General features: G+C 68.5%; 21 protein-coding genes and 1 pseudogene. 14 read left to right on the plus strand and 8 right to left on the minus strand.

Annotation, left to right across the window (positions count from 1 at the left end; all coding sequences use genetic code 11):
* Positions 1-16 precede the first annotated feature (16 nt).
* The 7 genes from ACFTWF_RS40755 (at position 17) to ACFTWF_RS40785 (ending at position 6,546) form a co-directional block, all read left to right on the plus strand.
* Positions 17-1,258, plus strand: a complete 1,242-nt coding sequence (locus tag ACFTWF_RS40755; RefSeq protein ID WP_378466759.1) for an amidohydrolase — start codon at positions 17-19, stop codon at positions 1,256-1,258.
* Positions 1,255-2,604 carry an L-serine ammonia-lyase gene (locus ACFTWF_RS40760; protein ID WP_378466760.1) on the plus strand — a complete coding sequence of 450 codons (1,350 nt, stop codon included), beginning with the start codon at positions 1,255-1,257 and terminating at the stop codon, positions 2,602-2,604. Before ACFTWF_RS40755 ends, ACFTWF_RS40760 begins: the two co-directional genes overlap by 4 nt.
* Positions 2,605-2,665: 61 nt before the next feature.
* Positions 2,666-3,061, plus strand: coding sequence for a low affinity iron permease family protein (locus ACFTWF_RS40765; RefSeq protein ID WP_378466761.1), 396 nt, complete (start codon positions 2,666-2,668; stop codon positions 3,059-3,061).
* Between the two features lie 81 nt (positions 3,062-3,142).
* Positions 3,143-4,696 (plus strand): succinic semialdehyde dehydrogenase, encoded by a 1,554-nt coding sequence (locus ACFTWF_RS40770; protein ID WP_378466762.1) that lies wholly within the window; start codon positions 3,143-3,145, stop codon positions 4,694-4,696.
* 2 nt (positions 4,697-4,698) lie between these two features.
* Positions 4,699-5,142: an SRPBCC family protein gene (locus ACFTWF_RS40775; protein WP_378466780.1), complete on the plus strand. Its 444-nt coding sequence runs from the start codon at positions 4,699-4,701 to the stop codon at positions 5,140-5,142.
* Between the two features lie 102 nt (positions 5,143-5,244).
* Positions 5,245-6,192 carry an alpha/beta hydrolase gene (locus ACFTWF_RS40780; protein WP_378466763.1) on the plus strand — a complete coding sequence of 316 codons (948 nt, stop codon included), beginning with the start codon at positions 5,245-5,247 and terminating at the stop codon, positions 6,190-6,192.
* 84 nt (positions 6,193-6,276) lie between these two features.
* Positions 6,277-6,546 (plus strand): hypothetical protein, encoded by a 270-nt coding sequence (locus ACFTWF_RS40785; RefSeq protein WP_378466764.1) that lies wholly within the window; start codon positions 6,277-6,279, stop codon positions 6,544-6,546.
* A gap of 19 nt (positions 6,547-6,565) precedes the next feature.
* On the opposite strand, the gene ACFTWF_RS40790 is transcribed toward ACFTWF_RS40785, so the two are convergent.
* Together ACFTWF_RS40790 and ACFTWF_RS40795 are read right to left on the minus strand one after the other, a co-directional pair.
* The gene (locus ACFTWF_RS40790; RefSeq protein WP_378466765.1) at positions 6,566-6,961 is read right to left on the minus strand and encodes a helix-turn-helix domain-containing protein; all 396 of its coding nucleotides are present in this window, start codon (positions 6,959-6,961) and stop codon (positions 6,566-6,568) included.
* A gap of 9 nt (positions 6,962-6,970) precedes the next feature.
* Positions 6,971-7,468 carry a MaoC family dehydratase gene (locus ACFTWF_RS40795; RefSeq protein ID WP_378466766.1) on the minus strand — a complete coding sequence of 166 codons (498 nt, stop codon included), beginning with the start codon at positions 7,466-7,468 and terminating at the stop codon, positions 6,971-6,973.
* Positions 7,469-7,829: 361 nt separating this feature from the next.
* Here ACFTWF_RS40795 and ACFTWF_RS40800 point away from each other — a divergent pair, with 361 nt between their 5' ends.
* Positions 7,830-9,527 (plus strand): PHA/PHB synthase family protein, encoded by a 1,698-nt coding sequence (locus tag ACFTWF_RS40800; protein ID WP_378466767.1) that lies wholly within the window; start codon positions 7,830-7,832, stop codon positions 9,525-9,527.
* A 98-nt stretch (positions 9,528-9,625) separates the two neighbouring features.
* On the opposite strand, the gene ACFTWF_RS40805 is transcribed toward ACFTWF_RS40800, so the two are convergent.
* The 3 genes from ACFTWF_RS40805 to ACFTWF_RS40815 are packed head-to-tail and all read right to left on the minus strand — an operon-like array spanning position 9,626 to position 12,957.
* Positions 9,626-11,185, minus strand: a complete 1,560-nt coding sequence (locus ACFTWF_RS40805) for a long-chain-fatty-acid--CoA ligase (RefSeq protein WP_378466768.1) — start codon at positions 11,183-11,185, stop codon at positions 9,626-9,628.
* Between the two features lie 8 nt (positions 11,186-11,193).
* Complete coding sequence (locus ACFTWF_RS40810) at positions 11,194-11,976, minus strand: enoyl-CoA hydratase (protein ID WP_378466769.1); 783 nt, start codon at positions 11,974-11,976, stop codon at positions 11,194-11,196.
* A 12-nt stretch (positions 11,977-11,988) separates the two neighbouring features.
* Positions 11,989-12,957 (minus strand): NADPH:quinone oxidoreductase family protein, encoded by a 969-nt coding sequence (locus ACFTWF_RS40815; RefSeq protein ID WP_378466770.1) that lies wholly within the window; start codon positions 12,955-12,957, stop codon positions 11,989-11,991.
* 148 nt (positions 12,958-13,105) lie between these two features.
* Between ACFTWF_RS40815 and ACFTWF_RS40820 the strand changes: the two genes are divergently transcribed.
* The 6 genes from ACFTWF_RS40820 to ACFTWF_RS40845 all read left to right on the plus strand — a co-directional run bounded on the left by ACFTWF_RS40820 (position 13,106) and on the right by ACFTWF_RS40845 (position 18,818).
* On the plus strand, positions 13,106-13,906 hold the full coding sequence (locus ACFTWF_RS40820; RefSeq protein WP_378466771.1) for a crotonase/enoyl-CoA hydratase family protein: 801 nt from the start codon (positions 13,106-13,108) through the stop codon (positions 13,904-13,906).
* Between the two features lie 83 nt (positions 13,907-13,989).
* Positions 13,990-15,183 carry a thiolase family protein gene (locus tag ACFTWF_RS40825; RefSeq protein WP_378466772.1) on the plus strand — a complete coding sequence of 398 codons (1,194 nt, stop codon included), beginning with the start codon at positions 13,990-13,992 and terminating at the stop codon, positions 15,181-15,183.
* A gap of 40 nt (positions 15,184-15,223) precedes the next feature.
* The gene (locus tag ACFTWF_RS40830) at positions 15,224-15,985 is read left to right on the plus strand and encodes a 3-hydroxyacyl-CoA dehydrogenase (RefSeq protein WP_012691007.1); all 762 of its coding nucleotides are present in this window, start codon (positions 15,224-15,226) and stop codon (positions 15,983-15,985) included.
* A 10-nt stretch (positions 15,986-15,995) separates the two neighbouring features.
* Positions 15,996-16,637: a TetR/AcrR family transcriptional regulator gene (locus ACFTWF_RS40835; protein WP_378466773.1), complete on the plus strand. Its 642-nt coding sequence runs from the start codon at positions 15,996-15,998 to the stop codon at positions 16,635-16,637.
* A gap of 24 nt (positions 16,638-16,661) precedes the next feature.
* Positions 16,662-17,645, plus strand: coding sequence for an NAD(P)H-dependent flavin oxidoreductase (locus ACFTWF_RS40840; RefSeq protein ID WP_378466774.1), 984 nt, complete (start codon positions 16,662-16,664; stop codon positions 17,643-17,645).
* Positions 17,646-17,666: 21 nt separating this feature from the next.
* Complete coding sequence (locus tag ACFTWF_RS40845) at positions 17,667-18,818, plus strand: acyl-CoA dehydrogenase family protein (RefSeq protein WP_378466775.1); 1,152 nt, start codon at positions 17,667-17,669, stop codon at positions 18,816-18,818.
* A gap of 68 nt (positions 18,819-18,886) precedes the next feature.
* Here the strand turns inward: ACFTWF_RS40845 and ACFTWF_RS40850 are convergent, their stop codons facing one another.
* From ACFTWF_RS40850 to ACFTWF_RS40860, 3 genes and pseudogenes are all read right to left on the minus strand, one after another.
* Complete coding sequence (locus ACFTWF_RS40850; RefSeq protein WP_378466776.1) at positions 18,887-19,864, minus strand: NAD(P)H-dependent flavin oxidoreductase; 978 nt, start codon at positions 19,862-19,864, stop codon at positions 18,887-18,889.
* A 41-nt stretch (positions 19,865-19,905) separates the two neighbouring features.
* Positions 19,906-20,310 (minus strand): nuclear transport factor 2 family protein, encoded by a 405-nt coding sequence (locus ACFTWF_RS40855; RefSeq protein WP_378466777.1) that lies wholly within the window; start codon positions 20,308-20,310, stop codon positions 19,906-19,908.
* Positions 20,307-20,482 (minus strand): annotated as a pseudogene (locus ACFTWF_RS40860) (enoyl-CoA hydratase); the annotation flags it as partial. The pseudogene ACFTWF_RS40860 and the gene ACFTWF_RS40855, both read right to left, overlap by 4 nt.

The following is a 20,482-nucleotide window of genomic DNA, read 5'->3' on the forward strand; positions in this document are numbered from 1 at the left end:
AGGAAGGAACCCACCCATGACTCTCGCCACCTCCGCAGGCGACATCACCGACGCGCGTACCGGATCGCTGAAGGAGACTGCGGCGCAGGTACTCCGGAGCCACGAGGCCGGCCTGCTCGAACTCAGCCACCGCATCCACGACGCGCCCGAGATCGCGTTCGAGGAGCATCGCGCCGCGGCGCTCGTCGGTGACGCTCTCCGGGACGCCGGTTTCGACACCACGGTCGGGGTGTACGGGCTCGACACGGCCGTCGAAGCGACTTACGGCAGCGGCGACCTCACCGTCGCGATCTGCGCCGAGTACGACGCACTGCCCGAGGTCGGACACGCGTGCGGGCACAACATGATCGCCGCTGCCGGTGTCGGCGCGGCCCTCGCGCTCGCGGCGGTCGCGGACGACGCCGGTCTCCGGATCAAGCTCCTCGGCACGCCCGCCGAGGAGCACGGCGGCGGCAAGATCCCCATGCTCGAAGCCGGTGCGTGGGAGGATGCCACGCTGTCCCTGATGGTCCACGGCGCGTCGGGAACGGACATGCCATGCGCCTCGCTGTGGATGCAGGCGGTCGACCGGTTCGAGGTCACGTTCACCGGCCGCGCCGCCCATGCCGCCGGCGCACCCGAGCACGGGATCAACGCCGGTGCCGCCGCGACGATCGCACTGAACGCCCTCGGACTGGTCCGTCAGCAGTTCCGGGCGAAGACGCGCGTCAACGCGTTCGTGTCGCACGGCGGCGAGGTCACCAACATCATCCCGGCCCGGACGGTCGTGCAGGTCGAGGTGCGTGCACCGGAGATCGCGGAATGGCGCGAGGTGAAGGAACGCGTCCTCGCCTGCTTCGAGGCGGGCGCACTCGCGACGGGATGCGAATGGACCTACGCGGCAACGGAACCGCCGTACGCGCCGATGGTCCAGGACCCGGTGCTCGCGGCGATCTGGGACCGGAACCTGCAGGCCACCGGTCGCGAGCTGACGTCCGCCTCGCTGGGTGGCGGTTCCAGCGACATGGGCAACGTGTCCCAGGTGATGCCGGCCATCCATCCCGCGATCGCCGTCCTCGGCAGCACCGCCGTCCCGCACAACGCCGACTTCGCCGACGCCGCAGCCACTCCCGCGGCCGACGCGGCGATCCTGGACGGTGCGACGGCCCTCGCGTGGACGGTCCTCGACGTCGCGCTCGACACCGAGGTCCGCGGTGAGCTGCTGCGCCTGCAGGCGGAACGGCCCGCGGGATTCACGCAGACCGCGAACTGGGCATGAGCGCGTACGTCTCCCTGACGGATCTCTTCTCGCTCGGCATCGGTCCCAGCAGTTCGCACACCGTCGGCCCGATGCGCGCGGCAGCGGATTTCGTCGACGAACTGCACGGGTCCGGTCGACTCGGCCGGATCGAGTCGGTGGAATGCGTCCTCTACGGCGCCCTGGCGGCGACCGGCATCGGGCACGGAACGCCCGATGCCGTCGTCGCCGGGTGGGCCGGCTCCCGGCCGGAGACGTGCGACCCCGCCGAGGTCCGGGGTGCGTGGCGACGGCTCGGCGACGGGGCCACCGTTCTCCTCGGCGGGCGGCACCCGGTGGTCGTGCGGGAACGCGACGTCGTGTTCGCGCCGCTGACCCGGATGTCGTTGCACCCCAATGCCTTGCGGCTGCGGGCGTTCGACGCGGACCGTAATGCCGTCGCCGACCGGGTGTACTACTCGGTCGGCGGCGGGTTCGTCGTCCCGGAGGATGCCGAGCCCGTGATCAGGGACCGGCCCGCCGTTCCGTTCCCGTTCACGACCGCGGGTGAGCTGCTGGCGATCTGCGACGAGACCGGGACGAGCATCGCCGACGTCGCGGACGCGAACGAGGCCGCGCTGATCGGTGCCGAGCGGATTCCGGAGGCGGTCGACCGCATCTGGTCGGCCATGGTGTCGTGCATCGACGCCGGGGTGTCCACCGAGGGCCGGCTGCCGGGCGGACTGGACGTCGCGAGGCGGGCGCCCGGCCTGTTCCGGCGACTCGGATCCGGGGGCCACGATGCCATCGACTGGCTGCAGACGTACGCGATGGCCGTCAACGAGGAGAACGCCGCCGGCGGGCGCGTCGTCACCGCACCCACCAACGGGGCCGCCGGGATCGTCCCCGCCGTCGGCCGGTACTACGAGCAGTTCCTCGCCGACGGCAGGCCGGACATCCGCGCGTTCCTGCTCACCGCCACGGCCATCGGATCGCTGGTCAAGGCGAACGCGTCCATCTCGGGAGCGGAGGCAGGCTGTCAGGGTGAGGTCGGATCGGCGTGCACCATGGCGGCCGGGGCACTGTGCGCGGTGCTCGGCGGGCGGCCGGCGCAGGTGGAGTACGCCGCCGAGATCGCGATGGAACACCACCTCGGACTCACGTGCGACCCCGTCGGCGGGCTCGTGCAGATCCCCTGCATCGAACGCAACGGCATCGCGGCGGTCACGGCACTCAGCGCGGCCCGGATGGCCCTGGGCAGCGACGGCAGCCATGTCGTCTCCCTCGACACCGTCATCGAGACGATGAGGCAGACGGGCCTCGACATGTCCGCCAAATACAAGGAGACATCGACGGGAGGTCTCGCGCTCAACGTCGTGATGTGCTGAAAACGGGCATATGTGCTGAAACGGGCATATCGGGAGTAGTGGCTGAGCCTAGACTCCGAAGATGGAACGCAGTGCGAAGGCTGCACGCGAGCAGCGCACCGATCAACGGTCGACGTTCGACAAGTTCGTCGAGCAGATCGAACTCCGGGTCAGCCAGGCGCCGTTCTTCGGGATCTGCGCCGGCGTCGTGGTCCTGTGGGTCGTCAGCATTCCGCTGTGGAAGGACCTCCACGAGTGGCAGATCGCCATCCACACCATCGGCGCCGTGTTCACGTTGCTGCTCGTGGTTCTGCTCGAGAACGCGGGCCGGCGCTCGGCCGAGGCGCTGCAGGAGAAACTCAACGTCATCGCCGAGGCCCTCGCCGCCCTGCTCGACTCGTCCGCTCAGGACGACCCCGAGCTGAGGAAAGCGGAGGAGAAGCTGCGGGACGCGGTCGGGCTCGAGGAGCGTCATTGATCCGTCCGCCCCTGTGACACAGCCCACCGAGCGGGTAAGTTATGTGTAACCGCAAAAACTACTAACCAGTAGGGGTACGACATGCCTGTTCCGACCGCCGCCACGTTCGCGCGGCTCGCCGATCTCATCGCCATCCCGGACGCGGCGGATCGCCCGACGCGGTCCGTCGTCGAGGCGTTCACGGGCAAGGAACTGGCCACCGTCCCGGTCGGCACGGCTCAGGACGCCAAGGACGCCGTCGCGCGTGCCCGGGTGGCGCAGAAGGAATGGGCCAAGCGCCCGGTCACCGAACGCGCCGCGATCTTCCACCGCTACCGCGACCTGGTGCTGGAGAACCGCGACGCCCTGATGGACATGGCCCAGGCCGAGACGGGCAAGTCCCGTGCCGCCGCGCAGGAGGAGGTCCTCGACATCTCGATGACCGCCCGCCACTACGCGCGCGTCGCCCCCAAGCTGCTGCGTCCGCGCCGCATCTCCGGCATGCTCCCCGGCCTCACCAAGACGGTGGTGCGGTACCAGCCGAAGGGCGTCGTCGGCGTCATTTCGCCGTGGAACTACCCCATGACCCTCGCGGTGTCCGACGCCGTCGCCGCGCTCCTCGCCGGCAACGCCGTGGTCCTCAAGCCCGACAGCCAGACCCCGTACTGTGCCCTGGCCTGCGTCGACCTGCTGTACCAGGCGGGTCTGCCCCGCGACCTATTCGCCGTGGTCCCGGGACCGGGGTCGGTGGTCGGCACCGCCCTCGTCGAGAACACCGAGTATCTGATGTTCACCGGGTCGTCCGCGACCGGTCAGCTGCTCGCCGAGCAGGCCGGGCGCCGCCTCATCGGCTTCTCCGCGGAACTCGGCGGCAAGAACCCGATGATCGTCACCGCCGGAGCGAACCTTCGCGAGGTCACCGACGCCGCCATCCGCGCCTGCTACTCCAACTCCGGGCAGCTGTGCATCTCGATCGAGCGGATCTACGTCGAGGAATCCATCGCCCCCGAATTCACCCGCATGTTCGGCGAACGCGTCCGCAACATGAAGCTCGGCGCCGGCTACGACTTCGGCATCGAAATGGGCAGCCTCGTCTCCGAGGCGCAGGTCAAGGCCGTCTCCAGCCATGTCGACGACGCCGTCGTCAAGGGCGCCACCGTAGTCGCAGGCGGCAAGGCGCGCCCCGACCTCGGGCCCCTGTTCTACGAGCCGACCGTGCTGACCGGGGTTCCCGAGGACGCCGAGTGCTACCGCGACGAGACGTTCGGGCCGCTGGTCTCCATCTACCCCGTCGCCGACGTGGACGAGGCGATCGACCGCGCCAACGACACCGAATACGGCCTGAACGCCAGCGTGTGGGCAGGCACCAAGGCGGAGGGCGAGGCCATCGCCGCGCGGATCCACGCCGGCACCGTCAACGTCGACGAGGGGTACGCCCCGGCGTGGGGCAGCACCGGCGCGCCGATGGGCGGCATGGGAGTGTCCGGCGTCGGCCGCCGCCACGGCGACGACGGACTGCTCAAGTACACCGAACCGCAGACCATCGCGACCACCCGCATCCTCAACCTCGGCGGTCCGCGCGGATTGTCGCCGAAGGTGTGGGCCAAGATCATGCCGCCGTTCGTGAAGGCGCTGCAGTGGATCCCGGGACGGTAGCCGTGGACAGCGCGAGCATCCTGATCAACGTCCCGCCTGCGACCGTGTGGGATGTGGTCACCGACGTGGAAGGCATGGGCCGCTTCAGCCCCGAGAACACCGGGGCTCGGTGGCGGTCCGGCACCCCGGCGACGGTGGGGGCGCGGTTCGTCGGCGCCAACCGGCACGGGCCGGTGCGCTGGAAGACCCACTGCACCGTCGTGGACGTGATTCCGGAACAGAAGTTTTCGTTCGAGGCGGACGAGCCGAAGTCGCGGTGGACGTATCACCTCGAACCCTCCGGAACCGGCACCCGCGTCACGGAGACCCGGGAGATCTACGCGACGCCCGTCTGGTGGGTGCGGCTGGTGCAGAAGTCGAAGGTGCTGGGCAGCAACCGGGACCAGCTCATGCAGAATGGAATGCGGCAGACCCTCGAGCGCATGAAAGTTGCTCTCGAGGGCTGATTTTCACCCCTAGGGTGATGATTCGTCACCCTAGGGTGGCTGCCGACGCCGAGCCGAGGACGCCAGACTGGACGGTGCCCACACCTCTCGGAAGCGCCCCCCATGAATCCTTCGCCGACACCCGTCGACGCCGATCGGTCGTGTCCCGACGTCCGCCGCGAAGACGTCTGGTTCTCCTCCCGCGGACAGCGGCTCGCCGCCTGGTTGTACCACCGAGCGTCCGACACCTCGACGCCGACAGCATGTGTGGTGCTCGCCCACGGCTGGAGCGGAGTCCGCGAACAGCGTCTGGACGCCTTCGCGGAGCGGTTCGCCGCCGCGGGAATCGCGGCGCTGGTGTTCGACTACCGCTACTTCGGTGCCAGCGAGGGAGAGCCCCGGCAACTCCTCGACATCGACCGTCAGCTCGACGACTGGCAGAGCGCGATCTCCTACGTCCGGAGTCGCCCGGACCTCGACTCCGGCCGGGTCGCGCTCTGGGGGACGTCGCTGTCCGGCGGGCTGGTTCTGACGGCGGCCGCGCGGGACCGGCGGGTGGCCGCGGTCGTGTCGCAGGTCCCGTACGTCGACGGTCTGACGAACCTTCCGCGCCTCGGCGTGGCCGGACTGGGCCACATGGCCGTCGCCTACCTGCGAGACCGGTACGCCCAGTTGCGCCGTCGTCCGCCGTACATGTTCCCCGTCGTCGGTCCGCCGGGATCGTTCGCGGCCATGACCACGCCCGACGCGGAGGCCGGATATCACGGGATGGACCCGCCAGGGTCGACGTGGCGCAACGAAACCCCCGGGCGGGTGGCGTTGCAGGCGGCGCTGTACCGGCCGACGACGACGGTGAAGAAGATCGCGTGCCCGGTCTTCTTCGCCATCGCCGATCACGACGTCGTCACGTTCACCCGCAGTGCGCAGAAGGCCGCGGCCAGGACCCCCGGCGCCGAGGTGCACCTGTATCCGGGCGGTCATTTCGACCCTTACTTCGACGCCCTGTTCGAGCGGGTTGTCGCGGACGAGACCGAATTCCTCGTCCGTCACCTCGGTCCACCGGCGGGCTAGCCGACGGGCGGTCCGTCGCCGAGCCTGGCGCGTTAGCAATCGTCATGCTATTTTGCTAACGAATCAGTCGCGAAGGAGACCGCCATGACCACGCCCACCCCGAATCCCAAGTCCGCCAGCGCAAAGACGGAGATCTCGTCCGTCGGCTCGCAGTTCGTCGATGCCGCGAAGAAGGCGGGCAACCTGTCACTCGACGTATACGAGAAGGCCCTCGACAGCGGCCTCGACTTCCACACCACCCTCGGCGAAGCCAGCAGCTTCGAGTGGATCGGCACCGTCACCGGTGCTCAGGCCACGCTGGTGCGGAAGGTGAGCGGTGCGGCGACCTCGGCGGCTCGTGAACTGCTGAAGTAGGCCGGATGCCGGGGGCCGGTCAGTCGTCGACGTTCGAGTCGTCGCCCGCGGCCGGCCTTCCTCGCTTGCGCTTGCCGCGGGTGACCTCACGGAACGCCTCGTACATTTCCGTGAGGGCCTTGCGCTGTGCGTTCGTCAGGTCGGGGTCCCGATCGATCGCGGTGACGACCCCGGACACGGCTCGCGGTTCGTTCCGGACCTGCCCGAGCAGCATGTCGGTCGACATCTGCAGATGCTCGGCGATCGCGTCGAGGACGCGTTCGCTCGGCTCGCGGAGGTTGCGCTCGATCTGGGAGAGATAGGGATTGGAGATGCCGACCATCGCAGCGAACTGCCGCATCGGGAGCTCGGCCAGCTCCCGCTGTCGCCGGATCAATTCCCCCAGGGTGCGATAGCGTGCTTCCTCGTCGACCACTCCATCAGGTTAACCGGTGAGGAATCGCAGCAGTATCTCCGCGACGCAGACCGGACGGCTGCCGCCCGCCACGTCGAAGGTGAGGGCGATGGTGGCCTGATATCCGCCGGTGCACGGTTCGACGGCCACGAGGTCGGCGACCGCGCTGAGTGTCGAATCCACGGGAACGGGTGCCGGAAACCGCACCTTGTTCAGCCCGTAGTTGACGACCTGGTCGCAGTCGGAGACCTCGAAGATCTCCCACAGCAGGGGAACCGCGAGCGAGAGCGTGAGGTAACCGTGCGCGATCGTGGTGCCGAACGGTCCGGTCCGCGCACGATCGCGGTCGACGTGAATCCACTGGCGATCGTCGGTGGCCTCGGCGAAGGTGTCGATGCGATCCTGCGTGACCACGAACGTCCCGGACGAGCCCAGCCGGGTACCGACCAACGTCGGCAGTTCCGCCATCGTGACACTGCGTGCCGGTGTGTGGGTGGTGACACCCGTCGTCGAATTGGATGCGTTCATGGTCCCCCGTCGATGATGGGCGAATTTCTTCCGTCATCACCCTTGGAAATCGCACAGTAACGCACACTGCCCCGGTCGGGGAAGTGCTTCACGCGCATTGATCCCGCACCCTTCTCCGGAACGCCACGGTGTTGCATGCACGTGGCACGCGACCCGAAAAAAGTTACCGCTGAATGAATGTCGATCAGAAATGCGTCTCGTGTTTCCATTTTCGACACGGACGCCCACGCTGTCGAAAATGATCTTGCTCGAAATATTCATTACGCGCGAGTAACCATTCTTGGTGTTTATGCTCCGATCAACACAGGGACGAATCCCCGCGACGGGGGTGTCTGGTCCAGGTGCTGACAGAGGAGAACCGTTGACCAAGACTGCGGAGACGAAGATGGCACTCGTGACACCCGATGCCACCCCAGAAGGGGAGGGTCGCGCCGACGGGTTCGGTGCGCGGGACGCGGTGAGCGCATTGACGGGCGCCGTCGGGCAGGGCCGGGTGGTCCTGCGCGAGTCCCTCCGTTTCGGGCGCGAGCTGACGAAGATCGCGGTGGGCAGCTCGGATGTGGCGTCGGCCGAGGGCGATCGGCGATTCACCGACCAGGCGTGGACGAGCAATCCGTTCTACCGCCGCGTGCAGCAAACCTATCTCGCGTCCGTCGACGCGATCGACGGCGTCGTCGAGGAGTGGGGCCGACGGGTCGACCACCGCCACGCGCAGGAAGCGGCGTTCGCGTCCACCATCCTCACCAGCGCGCTCGCACCGACGAACTACCTGCTCACCAACCCGGCGGCCGTGAAAGAGGCCTTCGACACCGGCGGCATGAGCCTGGTGCGCGGCGCCCGCAACTACGTGTCCGACCTGCGCCGCAACGGCGGGATGCCGCAGATGGTCGATCCCGACGCCTTCACCGTCGGTGTCGATCTCGCCGTGACGCCGGGCGCCGTCGTCGCCCGCGACGAGGTCGCCGAGGTGCTGCAGTACACGCCGACCACGGAGACGGTGTACGAGCGGCCGGTGCTCGTGGTGCCGCCGCCGATCGGCCGCTACTACTTCCTCGACCTGCGCCCCGGACGCAGCTTCGTCGAGCACGCCGTCTCCCGCGGACTGCAGACGTTCATGCTGGCGTGGCGCAATCCAGAAGCAGAACAGGGAGATTGGGACCTCGACACATATGCGCAACGCGTGTCGGACGCGATCGACGAGGTTCGGGAGATCACCGGCAGCGACGACGTCAACGTGATCGGGTTCTGCGCCGGCGGTCTCATCACCACCACCCTGCTCAATCACCTCGCCGCGACCGGGGACACCCGTGTGCACAGCATGTCGTACGCCGTGACGATGCTCGACTTCGCGAACCCGGCGGGACTCGCAGCGTTCTCGGCACCGGGTCTGCTGAAGATGGTCAAGGGCCGGTCCCGGCGCAACGGCATCATCTCCGCCCGGGACATGGGCAGCGCCTTCACCTGGATGCGGCCGAACGATCTGGTCTTCAACTACCTGGTCAACAACTACCTGATGGGGCGGACGCCACCGGCCTTCGACATCCTCGCCTGGAACGCCGACGGCACCAACCTGCCCGGGGCGCTGCACGTCCAGTTCCTGGACATCTTCGAGGACAACACCCTGGCGACGCCGGACGCGATGACCGTACTGGGAACGCCCGTCGACCTCGGCCGGATCACCGTGCCCACCTTCGTGTCCGGCGCGATCGCCGACCACCTCACGGACTGGAAGAACTGCTACCGCACAACCCAGTTGCTGTCGGGTGACAGCAAGTTCGTGCTCAGCTTCTCCGGGCACATCGCCAGCCTCGTCAACCCGCCCGGCAACCCGAAGTCCCACTACTGGGAAGGCGGTGAGCCGGGACCCGATCCGCAGGCGTGGCTCGACGCGGCGACGAAGAAGACCGGGAGTTGGTGGGAACCGTGGGCCGACTGGGTCTCGGAGCGTGCCGGCGAGCGAATCGCCGCGAGTGCACGCCTGGGCAGCGACGAGCACACCGTCCTGGGCGACGCACCCGGTCTCTACGTGCGCGACCTGCTTCCGTCACCGACCGCGTAGGAACTCGTCAGTCCACCCACCCGAGTATCGGAGCGGCCGCCGAAACTCGGGGGGGTGCAGGTGTCGAGCACCCTGCCGCCGGCGAGGCGTGAGATGCTCTAGCGGGTCACGGTGCCGAACTGTTCGCGCAGAACACCTTTGACCACCTTGCCGCTGGCGTTGCGGGGCAGTTGCGGCAGAATCTCGACGAACTTGGGCCGCTTGTAGCGGGCGACCCGGCCGTCGAGCCACTCCGCGAGCACCTCTACGTCGAGCGCCGTCCCGGCCCGCGGGACGACGACGGCGACGGGAACCTCGCCCCAGCGTTCGTCGGACCGCCCGATCACGGCGACGTCGACGATGTCCGGGTGGGCGGCCAGGGCATTCTCGACCTCGGCGCAGTAGATGTTCTCCCCGCCCGAGATGATCATGTCCTTCTTGCGATCCACCACGTACACGAAGCCCTCGGAGTCGACCCGCACGAGATCGCCGGAGTGGAACCAGCCGCCGTCGAACGCGTCGGCGGTGGCCTCCGGGTTCCGCCAGTACCCCTCCATGAGTCCCGGTCCGCGGTAGACGATCTCACCGATCTCGCCGGGGGCGACGTCGTTCATCGCCTCGTCGACCACGCGCATCGCCACGGTGTCGATCGGTTTCCCGACCGACCCGATCTTGCGCACGGCGTCCTTGCCGTCGAGAACGCAGGTCACGGGCGACATCTCGGTCTGGCCGAAGAACGCGACGATCGCGGCGTCGGGGAAGGCGGCGTACAGGCGGTCGAGCAGGGTGGGGGTGGCCGGCGCGGCGCCCCATCCCAGCACCCGCAGCGCCAGGTCCCGGCCGCCCGCGCCGATGCCGTCGAGGATGGCCTGCCACTGGGTGGGGACCATGAACACGCTGGTCACCCGCTCCCGCTCGAGCGAGTCGAGCACGTCGGTCGCGTCGAACGCGCCCGTCGGGTGGATCACGACGGTGGCGCCGATCAGGAGGAACGGCCCGACACTGCCGAGGGCGGCGATGTGGAACAGCGGCGACGACACGAGGTTGACCTCGGACTCGGTGTCGAACAGTCGCCACCCGCGGATGAGGGTCAGCGCCTGTGCCTGGAGATTGAGATGCGACAGCACCGCGCCTTTGGGGCGTCCGGTGGTGCCGGAGGTGTACATAATGGCGGCGGGGGAGTCTTCCGCCACGTCCGCGATGGGAAGTCCGGGATCGGCGGCACGCAGCAGTGTCTCGAGCGCGACGTCGTCGGCGGCGTCCCCGACCACCAGGACCGGCACCGTGCCGTCGACCTCGGCGGCGAGGTCGACGAGCGAATCCTCGACGACCACCACGGTGGCGTCGCTGTCGGCGACGATGAACCGCACCTCGCCGGGACTGAGCCGGAAATTGACCGGAACGGCGATCGCGCCGAGGCGATTGGCGGCCAGCATCACCTCGAGGAACTCCGGGCGGTTGGTCAGCAGCAGCACCACCCGGTCGCCGGGGCCGACACCGCGGGCGGCGAGGACCGCGGCCGTCCGGGCGCTGCGGTCCTCGAGCTCACGCCACGTGGTCGAGGCGCCCCGGAACCGCAACGCCACCGCATCGGGTTTCGCGAAGGCGTGCCGGGCAACATGATTGGCCCAGTGTGCGCGCCGGGACGCGAACGGTTGCGCGTGTGACGCCGCCGACATCGGGGCGCTCATCCCCGGCCGAACACTGCGGGCCGCTTCTCCAGGAACGCCGCGACGCCCTCCCGGTAGTCCTCGGCGGCGAGGAGTTCGAGTTGCCCCGTGCGTTCACGGTCGAATGCGTTGTCGAGTTCGATGAGGGTCGCGTCGTTGACGGCGTCCTTGGTGAGGTGGAACGCCTCCGACGGTCCGTCGGCGAGGCGGCGGGTGAGCGCGGCGACGGATGCGGCGAACTCGTCGTCGGAGAACACGTCGGCGATCAACCCGGACGCGAGTGCCTCACGAGCGGGGAGTCGTTCGGCCAGCAGCGCCAGCCGCAGTGCACGGGCGCGACCGACCGACGCCGCGACGAGCGCGGTGGCGCCGCCGTCCGGCATCAGGCCCACCTTCGCGAACGCGAGCAGGAAGTAGCTCGATTCGGTGGCGACGGTGAGGTCGCAGGCCAGCGCGAGGGAGACGCCGACTCCGGCGGCGGGACCGTTGACCGCGCCGATCACGGGTCGCGGGAACGCGCGGATCGCGGCGGCGGTGCGGTTCGCCGCATCGATGGTCGCGGAGTCCGGCGGCCCGGAAATGTTCTCACCACCCAGGTCCGCGCCCGTGCAGAAGGCACGGCCGGTGCCGGTGAGGATTGCGACGCGGACCGCGGCGTCGCCCGCGTACTTGTCGAAACTGTCGGCGACGGCGTCGAGGGTTTCGGTGGTGACCGCGTTCATGCGGGTGGGACGGTTCAGCGTGACGCGCAGGACGCCGTCGTCGACGGTCGTGTCCACGCCGGGAAGGTCGGAACTCATGAGGATCCTTTGTCAGGAAGGGCGGACGGAAAGGGCGATCTTGCCGGTGGCGGACCGGGTTTCGAGTGTTCGCAGAGCGTCGCCGGCGTGTTCGAACGAGTAGGTGGTCGGTTCGGCGATCCGGAGTGCGCCCGACTCGAGGAGCGGGCCCAGCGTCGACCACTGCCGGGCCGTGTAACCGGGGTGGGTGCGCACGTACTCACCCCAGCCGGCGCCGAGGACCGAGATGTTACGCAGCAGAAGCCGATTGACCTTGACGGTGGGGATCTCGCCGCCGGTGAAACCGAGGACCACGAGCCGGCCGTTGGGTGCGAGGCTCCGCAGACTGTCGGTGAAGCGATCGCCGCCCACCGGGTCGAGGATGATGTCGACCCCGCGGCCGCCGGTGAGGTCGCGGACCCGGTCCTTCCAGCCGTCCATGAGGACGTGAGTCGCGCGGTGGGACCTCGCGATCTCGGCCTTCTCCTCGGTGCTGACGACGGCGATCGTCTCGAGACCCAGCGCGGCGGCCACCTGCAGCGCGGCGACTCCGACACCGCCGGCGGCGCCGTGCACCAGCACGGTCTCACCGGCGCGGTACCGGGCGCGTTCGTCGAGCGCGAAGTGCACGGTGAGGTAGTTCATCAGGAAACCGGCGCCGGCCTCGAGGGACACCGAGTCGGGGAGCGGGAACACCGAGTCCGGTTTCACCGCGACGGTCTGCTGCCACGCGCCGTCCGTCGCGAGGACGGCCACCCGCTGACCGGCGGAGATGCCGCTGCCCGCGGGTGCGCTGCGCACGATTCCGGCGCCCTCGACGCCGAGCACGAACGGCAGTTCGCGGACCAGCTGGTAGCTGCCGGTGGTCTGCAGCAGATCAGGGAACGACACACCGGCGGCGTGGAGGTCGACGACCACGAGACCGGTTCCGTCGGGTTCGTCGATCTCGACGAGCTGCACTCCGGCAGGGCCGGACACTGCGGTCAATTGCTGGGCATACACGTGGTGATCTCCTCCGTCGGTCCCTGACTATCCATACCAGACGCTACTGAACGGGCGCTAGATAAAGTCGGCCATTGACCGTGTCGGCGGCGGCGTGGTACTAACTTTAACGAGCGATCAGTAATCAGGCCGAGTCGGAGGATGAGACGTGCCAGAACATACGGAGACGACGGAGGCAGCCGCACTGTGGGAGCGGCGCGGAGGCATCGGCATCATCACGCTGAACCGTCCCAAGGCGCTCAACGCGGTGAACGGTGCGTTGTCGACCGCAGTCGGCAATCTGCTCGAGCAGGCCGAGAACGACCCCGACGTGCGGGTGGTCGTCGTGACCGGATCGGGCCGCGCCTTCTGCGCCGGCGCCGACCTCAAGGCCCTCGCCACCGGGCAGAACCTCACCGCGGACGGCCACCCCGAATGGGGATTCGCCGGCTACGCGCAGCACTGGATCAGTAAGCCGACCATCGCCGCGGTCAACGGATTCGCCCTGGGCGGCGGCACCGAACTCGTCCTCGCCAGCGACCTCGCGGTCGTGGACGAGGAGGCGAAACTCGGGTTGCCCGAGGTCAAGCGCGGACTCTTCGCCGCCGCGGGCGGGGTGATCCGCCTGCAGCAGCAGATTCCCAAGAAGGTCGCGTTGGAGATCGCGTTGACCGGTGAGCCGATCACGGCCGCGCAGGGGAAGGAACTGGGCCTCGTCAACCGGGTCGCGCCATCCGGCACCGCGTTGGCCGTCGCACTCGAACTCGCCGAGCAGATCGCGGCGAACGCCCCGCTGTCGGTGCGCGAATCGAAGGCCATGATCCACCGCACCGCCACCGAGCCCGACTGGGAAGACGGTGCATGGGCGGCGAACACCGCCGCATTCAAGACCGTCTTCTCCAGTGCAGACGCCAAAGAAGGGCCGACGGCGTTCGCCGAGAAGCGCGAACCGGTCTGGCAAGGCCGCTGACCCGTGAGTACTTCTTAACCGCGGGCGGTTGACAAGTACTCACGGGCGGCGTAGCCGCACACACATAATCGAAAGGGAACATCATGACCAACGCTGTCATCGTGGACGTCGTCCGCCTCGCCTCCGGTAAGGGCAAGCCGGGCGGTGCGCTGTCCGGCACGCACCCGGTGGAACTGCTCGCGCACGTGCTGCGCAGCATCGTCGAACGCAACGGCATCGACCCCGCACAGGTCGACGACGTCATCGGCGGGTGCGTTCAGCAGGTCGGCGAGCAGGCCCTCAACATCTCCCGGACGGCGCTGCTGGCGGCCGGATTCCCGGAGTCGGTGCCGGCCACCACCGTCGACCGTCAGTGCGGTTCGAGCCAGCAGGCGGCACACTTCGCCGCGCAGGGCGTGATCGCCGGCGCCTACGACATGGTCATCGCCTGCGGTGTGGAGTCGATGTCCCGCATCCCGATGGGCACCTCGCCGATGGGCCAGGACGCGTCCGGCCCGAGCATCGCCGCCCGCTATCCCGAAGGCCTTGTCAACCAGGGCATCTCGGCGGAACTGATCGCCGCGAAGTGGAAGTTCGACCGCGACACCCTCGACAGTTTCTCCGCGCAGTCGCACCAGCGCGCCGCCGACGCCCTGTCGAAGGGGTTGTTCGACAAGGAGATCGTCCCGATCTCGGTCACCAACGCTGCCGGTGAGACGGTGACGCACACGGTCGACGAGACGGTGCGCGCCTCCACCACCGCCGAGGGACTGTCGGGCCTGAAGTCCTCGTTCTACTCCGAGAAGTACGCGGCCCGGTTCCCGGAGGCGCAGTGGCACATCACCCCGGGCAACTCGTCGCCGCTGACCGACGGCGCGTCCGCGGCGCTGATCATGAGCGAGGAGATGGCGTCGAAGCTGGGTCTGACCCCGCGGGCCCGGTTCCACTCGTTCGCCGTGGCCGGTGACGACCCGGTCTTCATGCTCACCGCGCCGATCCCGGCGACGAAGAAGATCCTCGCCAAGTCGGGGCTGAGCATCGACGACATCGACGCATACGAGGTCAACGAGGCGTTCGCACCGGTGCCGCTGGCGTGGGCGCACGAGTTCGGCGCCGACCCGGCCAAGCTCAACCCGTGGGGCGGTGCCATCGCGCTGGGCCACGCGCTCGGCTCGTCGGGCACCCGACTGCTGAGCACCCTGGTGAACAACCTGGAGGCCACCGGCGGACGCTACGGCCTGCAGACGATGTGCGAGGGCGCGGGCATGGCCAACGCCACCATCATCGAACGCATCTGACACCCACACTCGAAAAAGACTGTCTTCGAAAGGTATACACATGATCGTCAACGACAGCGTCGCCCTCGTCACCGGTGGCGCCTCGGGCCTCGGCCTGGCCACCACCAAGGCCCTGCTCGCCGACGGCGCCAGCGTCGTCATCGTCGACCTGCCCTCGTCCAACGGTGAGACCGTCGCCAAGGAACTCGGCGACCGCGTCCGCTTCGCCGCGGGCGACGTCACCAGCGAGGCCGACGTGGCCGCCGCGCTCGACGTCGCGGAGTCCCTCGGACCGCTGCGGGTCGCCGTGAACTGCGCCGGCATCGGCAACGCCATCAAGACCGTCAGCAAGAACGGTGCGTTCCCGCTGGCCGACTTCACCAAGATCGTCACCGTCAACCTGATCGGCACGTTCAACGTGATCCGTCTTGCCGCCGAGCGCATCTCGAAGAACGAGCCGATCGACGGCGAGCGCGGCGTCATCATCAACACCGCCTCCGTCGCCGCCTACGAGGGCCAGATCGGTCAGGCCGCGTACTCCGCGTCCAAGGGCGGCGTCGTCGGCATGACCCTGCCGATCGCCCGCGACCTCGCGTCGCTGCTGATCCGCGTCAACACGATCGCGCCCGGCCTGTTCAAGACGCCGCTGCTCGGCTCCCTGCCGGAGGCCGCCCAGCAGTCCCTCGGTGGCCAGGTGCCGCACCCCTCGCGTCTCGGTGACCCGTCCGAGTACGGTGCACTCGCCGCGCACATCGTGTCGAACCCGATGCTCAACGGCGAGACCATCCGTCTCGACGGCGCCATCCGCATGGCACCGCGCTGATCGGCGACCTGTGACTCTGCACGAGGACGGGCCGACGACCACGGAATCGGCATACGCCGACTGGCGGAATTTCGAGGCCCTGCCGCTGACGCCCATCCTCGAGCAGGCGCTGGAACTGTTCAACGAGAACGGCTACCACGGCACGACGGTGCGTCAGATCGCCCGTCGTGTCGGGGTGACCGTCCCCGCCCTGTACTACCACCACGAGAGCAAGGAAGCCGTTCTCGTGGCGCTGTTCGAACTGCAGATGCGCGAGCTGAACGAGCGCGCCGAGGCGGCCGCCCGCGACGCCGGCGACGACGTGGTGGCGCAATTCGTCAACGTCGTCGAGGCGATCGTCCTGTACATGACGCACCGGGTGCGGCACGTCTCCCTCGACACCGAGTTGCGGCACGTCTCGGCCGACAGCCGCAGTCGCTACGCCGCGACCCGAAAGCGGCTCGAGCTGATGATGATCGACCTCGTCGGCGACGGCGTCCACCGCGACGTGTTCCACAGCCGGAACGTCCCCGAGACCGTGCGCGCTCTCCTCGGGATGTTCCAGTCGATTCCGCGGTGGTACCAGCTCGGCGGGGCGCTGACCCCCGGGCAAGTCGCCGAACGCTACGTCGACATCGCCCTCCACACCGTCGGGTACCTACCCGCTCACTGACTGTTGCCCCAGAGGAGCCGTCCCATGCTCTCCACAGCGTTCACCCAGACCTTCGGCGTCCGCCACCCGATCGTGCAAGGCGGCATGCAGTGGGTCGGTCGCGCCGAACTCGTCGCCGCCGTCGCCAACGCCGGTGCGCTCGGCCTGATCACCGCACTGACCCAGCCCACCCCCGAGGACCTCGCCAAGGAGATCGCCCGCACCCGCGAGCTCACCGATCAGCCCTTCGGCGTGAACCTGACGATCCTGCCGGCGATCACACCGCCCCCGTACGAGGAGTACCGGCAGGTCATCATCGAGTCCGGCGTCAAGATCGTCGAGACGGCCGGCTCCAACCCCGCGCCGCACCTGCCCGACTTCCACGCCGCCGGCGTGAAGGTGCTGCACAAGTGCACCAGCGTGCGGCACGCGATCAAGGCCCAGGACAGCGGCGTCGACGGCATCAGCATCGACGGCTTCGAATGCGCCGGACACCCCGGCGAGGACGACATCCCCGGCCTGGTGCTCATCGCGGCCGCCGCCGAGCAGATCACCATCCCGATGGTCGCGTCGGGCGGGTTCGCGGACGGACGCGGGCTGGTCGCGGCGCTGGCGCTCGGCGCCGACGGCATCAACATGGGTACCCGCTTCATGTGCACCGCCGAATCGCCGATTCACCAGAACATCAAGGAAGCCATCGTCGCCGGCACGGAGACCGACACCGAGTTGATCTTCCGGCCGCTGCGCAACACGGCGCGGGTCGCGAGCAACACCGTCAGCCGCGAGGTGGTGGAAATCCTCGATCGGGGCGGCAAGTTCGAGGACGTCCGCGACCTCGTCGCCGGTGCCCGCGGGCGCACGGTGTTCGAGAACGGCGACCCCGACGCGGGCATCTGGACCGTCGGCACCGTCCAGGGCCTCATCCACGACATCCCCACGGCCGGTGAACTCGTCGAACGCATCGTCGGCGAGGCGGAGGCGCTGATCGCAGAACGTCTCGCCGGCCTGACCGTGCCCGTCAGCGCGTGACCCTTCGGTAGGAGAGAAACCATGCAGCGCAACATCTTCGAACAGGATCACGAAGCGTATCGGGACACGGTGCGCGAGTTCCTCGCCCGCGAGATCGAGCCGAACTACGAACAGTGGGAAGCCGACCGGCTGATCGACCGCTCGGCGTGGCTGGCGGCCGGAAAGTCCGGGATCGTCGGGCTCGCCGTGCCGGAGGAGTTCGGCGGCTCCGGCGTCACCGACTTCCGATTCCGGTACGTCGTCGCCGAGGAGATCGCGCGGACCGCGACGACGTCGTTCGGGTCCGGGCTCAGCGTGCACGACGACATCGTCATCCCGTACATCGTGGGGCTCGGAACCGCCGAGCAGAAGCAGCGGTGGCTGCCCGGCATGGCGGCCGGCGAGGTGATCGGCGCGATCGCGATGACCGAACCCGGCACCGGAAGCGACCTGCAGGGCATCAAGACCACGGCGGTGCGGGACGGCGACGAGTGGGTGATCAATGGTCAGAAGACGTTCATCACCAACGGCATTCACTCCGACCTGATCATCGTCGTCGCGCGCACCGACCCGAACGCCGGGTCCAAGGGATTCTCGCTCCTCATCGTGGAGCGGGGTATGCCGGGCTTCAGCCGGGGCCGCAAGCTGCACAAGGTCGGTCTCGCCGGCCAGGACACGGCCGAGCTCGTGTTCGAGGACGTCCGGGTGCCCGCGGCCAATCTGCTCGGCACCGAGGGGCGAGGCTTCGTCCATCTCATGGAAAACCTGCCTCTCGAACGTATTTCGATCGCGGTCAACGCGATCGCCGCGGCGAAGGCCGCATACCGGTGGACCCGGGACTACGTGTTCGAGCGGAAGGCGTTCGGCAAGCCGATCGGCGATCTGCAGAACACGCGGTTCGCGTTGGCGGAGATGCTCACCGAGATCGAGGTGACCGAATCGCACATCGACCGGTGCGTACTCGCCTTGAACGCGGACGAACTCACCGCCGTCGACGCGTCCAAGGCGAAGTGGTGGGCCAGTGAGCTGCAGAAGCGCGTCGTCGACCGCTGCGTCCAGTTGCACGGCGGCTACGGCTACATGATGGAGTACCCCATCGGCCGCGCCTACGTCGACAGTCGCATCCAGACCATCTACGGCGGAACCACCGAGATCATGAAGGAAATCATCGGTCGCGACATCGCGGCAGGGTAGGCGGCTCCGCCGCCCGTGCGCCTTTTTGGTAGCTGGAACAACCAGAAAGGCGCACGGGCGCGAAGCGCCTACCCCAGGGACGACTTCGCGTCGGCGTACTCGCGGCTGAGGCGTTCGACGATGTCCGCGACGGGGACGACCGCGTCGACGGCGCCGATGCCCTGCCCGGCGCCCCAGATGTCGCGCCACGGCTTGGCTTCCGACTTCGCCGCGGTGTCGGCGTCCTCACCGACGCCGAAGTCCATGGCGGACGGGTCGGACACGGCGAGGTTGTGCGGGTCGAGTCCGGCGGCCTCGATGCTGCCGCGCAGGTAGTTGCCGTGCACGCCGGTGAACAGGTTGGAGTAGACGATGTCGGAGGCGGTGGAGTCGACGATCATCTGCTTGTAGCCCTGATCGGCGTTGGCCTCTTCGGTGGCGATGAACGCGGAGCCGATGTAGGCGAGGTCGGCGCCGGCGGCGCGGGCGGCGAGGACGGAGCGGCCGTGCGCGATCGAGCCCGACAGCAGCAGGGGGCCGTCGAACCATTCGCGGATCTCCTGGATCAACGCGAACGGGGACAGGGTGCCCGCGTGCCCGCCCGCACCGGCGGCGACGGCGATGAGCCCGTCGGCGCCCTTCTCGACGGCCTTCTTCGCGAACTTGTTGTTGATGACGTCGTGGAGGACGATGCCGCCGTAGGAGTGGACGGCGTCGTTGACGTCGGCGCGGGCGCCGAGGGAGGTGATGACGATGGGCACCTGGAATTCGACGATGGTGGCGAGGTCCTCGTCGAGGCGGTCGTTGCTCTTGTGGACGATCAGGTTGACCGCGTAAGGGGCGGACGGGGTCTCGGGGTTGTTGGCGTCGTGCTTGGCGAGTTCCTCGGTGATCCGGGTGAGCCACTCGCGCAGGACGGGCTGCGGTCGCGCGTTGAGGGAGGGGAACGACCCGACGATGCCGGCGGTCGACTGGGCGATCACCAGGTCGGGTCCGGAGACGATGAACATCGGCGACGCGACCACGGGCAGGCGAAGCCGGTCTTGCAGAATGGGGGGCAGGCTCATGAATTTCTCCTCGGTGCGGTATCTGATTGCAATGCAGTGCTTTACGACTGGGAAAGCTGGGCGGCCATCCGGGGAATGAGCGCCTGCAGGCCTTTCACGGGTCGAATCATCACCTTGAACGACGTGATCTGGTCGCGGTCGTTCCAGTGGATCAGATCGACGCCGTTGACGTGGATGCCGTCGAGTTCGGTGGCGAATTCCAGCACCGCCGAACGGTCGCCGTACCACTCCTCGACGTACCGGAACCCGGTGCCGTCGAAGACGGTGAGGGCGGCGCCGAGGTACGCCAGGACCTTCGACTTGCCTTCCTGCGGAGTGAAGACCGCGGGGGACGAGAACACGGCGTCGTCGGCGACCAGGGCGTCCAGGGCGGCGAGGTCGCGGTTGTCGACGACGCGGTGCCACGCTTCGACGACGTCGGGGCGCGCCGGTGTCGGGGCGGTCATCCGCGGAACGCCGGGGCCGGGAGGTCGTCGCCGAACACGTCCGGCAGGTCGTCGCGCACGCTGTCGGGGAAGACGGCGGGCCGCTTCTCGAGGAAAGCGGTGATGCCCTCCTTCGCATCGGGACCGATGCCGCGGATGTTGAGCCCTCGGGTCTCGACGCGGTGCGCGATCA

The organism is Rhodococcus sp. NPDC056960 (genome assembly GCF_042674125.1).
Classification (GTDB): Bacteria; Actinomycetota; Actinomycetes; order Mycobacteriales; family Mycobacteriaceae; genus Rhodococcus_F.

What these genes read in the sequence shown, in the direction of transcription:
- ACFTWF_RS40825 (WP_378466772.1), top strand. Translation starts at nt 13,990, where the DNA reads ATGACCAACGCTGTCATCGTGGACGTCGTCCGCCTCGCCTCCGGTAAG.
- ACFTWF_RS40830 (WP_012691007.1), top strand. Translation starts at nt 15,224, where the DNA reads ATGATCGTCAACGACAGCGTCGCCCTCGTCACCGGTGGCGCCTCGGGC.
- ACFTWF_RS40840 (WP_378466774.1), top strand. Translation starts at nt 16,662, where the DNA reads ATGCTCTCCACAGCGTTCACCCAGACCTTCGGCGTCCGCCACCCGATC.
- ACFTWF_RS40780 (WP_378466763.1), top strand. Translation starts at nt 5,245, where the DNA reads ATGAATCCTTCGCCGACACCCGTCGACGCCGATCGGTCGTGTCCCGAC.
- ACFTWF_RS40805 (WP_378466768.1), bottom strand. Translation starts at nt 11,185, where the DNA reads ATGTCGGCGGCGTCACACGCGCAACCGTTCGCGTCCCGGCGCGCACAC.
- ACFTWF_RS40850 (WP_378466776.1), bottom strand. Translation starts at nt 19,864, where the DNA reads ATGAGCCTGCCCCCCATTCTGCAAGACCGGCTTCGCCTGCCCGTGGTC.
- ACFTWF_RS40855 (WP_378466777.1), bottom strand. Translation starts at nt 20,310, where the DNA reads ATGACCGCCCCGACACCGGCGCGCCCCGACGTCGTCGAAGCGTGGCAC.
- ACFTWF_RS40795 (WP_378466766.1), bottom strand. Translation starts at nt 7,468, where the DNA reads ATGAACGCATCCAATTCGACGACGGGTGTCACCACCCACACACCGGCA.
- ACFTWF_RS40770 (WP_378466762.1), top strand. Translation starts at nt 3,143, where the DNA reads ATGCCTGTTCCGACCGCCGCCACGTTCGCGCGGCTCGCCGATCTCATC.
- ACFTWF_RS40765 (WP_378466761.1), top strand. Translation starts at nt 2,666, where the DNA reads ATGGAACGCAGTGCGAAGGCTGCACGCGAGCAGCGCACCGATCAACGG.
- ACFTWF_RS40755 (WP_378466759.1), top strand. Translation starts at nt 17, where the DNA reads ATGACTCTCGCCACCTCCGCAGGCGACATCACCGACGCGCGTACCGGA.
- ACFTWF_RS40810 (WP_378466769.1), bottom strand. Translation starts at nt 11,976, where the DNA reads ATGAGTTCCGACCTTCCCGGCGTGGACACGACCGTCGACGACGGCGTC.
- ACFTWF_RS40845 (WP_378466775.1), top strand. Translation starts at nt 17,667, where the DNA reads ATGCAGCGCAACATCTTCGAACAGGATCACGAAGCGTATCGGGACACG.
- ACFTWF_RS40760 (WP_378466760.1), top strand. Translation starts at nt 1,255, where the DNA reads ATGAGCGCGTACGTCTCCCTGACGGATCTCTTCTCGCTCGGCATCGGT.
- ACFTWF_RS40785 (WP_378466764.1), top strand. Translation starts at nt 6,277, where the DNA reads ATGACCACGCCCACCCCGAATCCCAAGTCCGCCAGCGCAAAGACGGAG.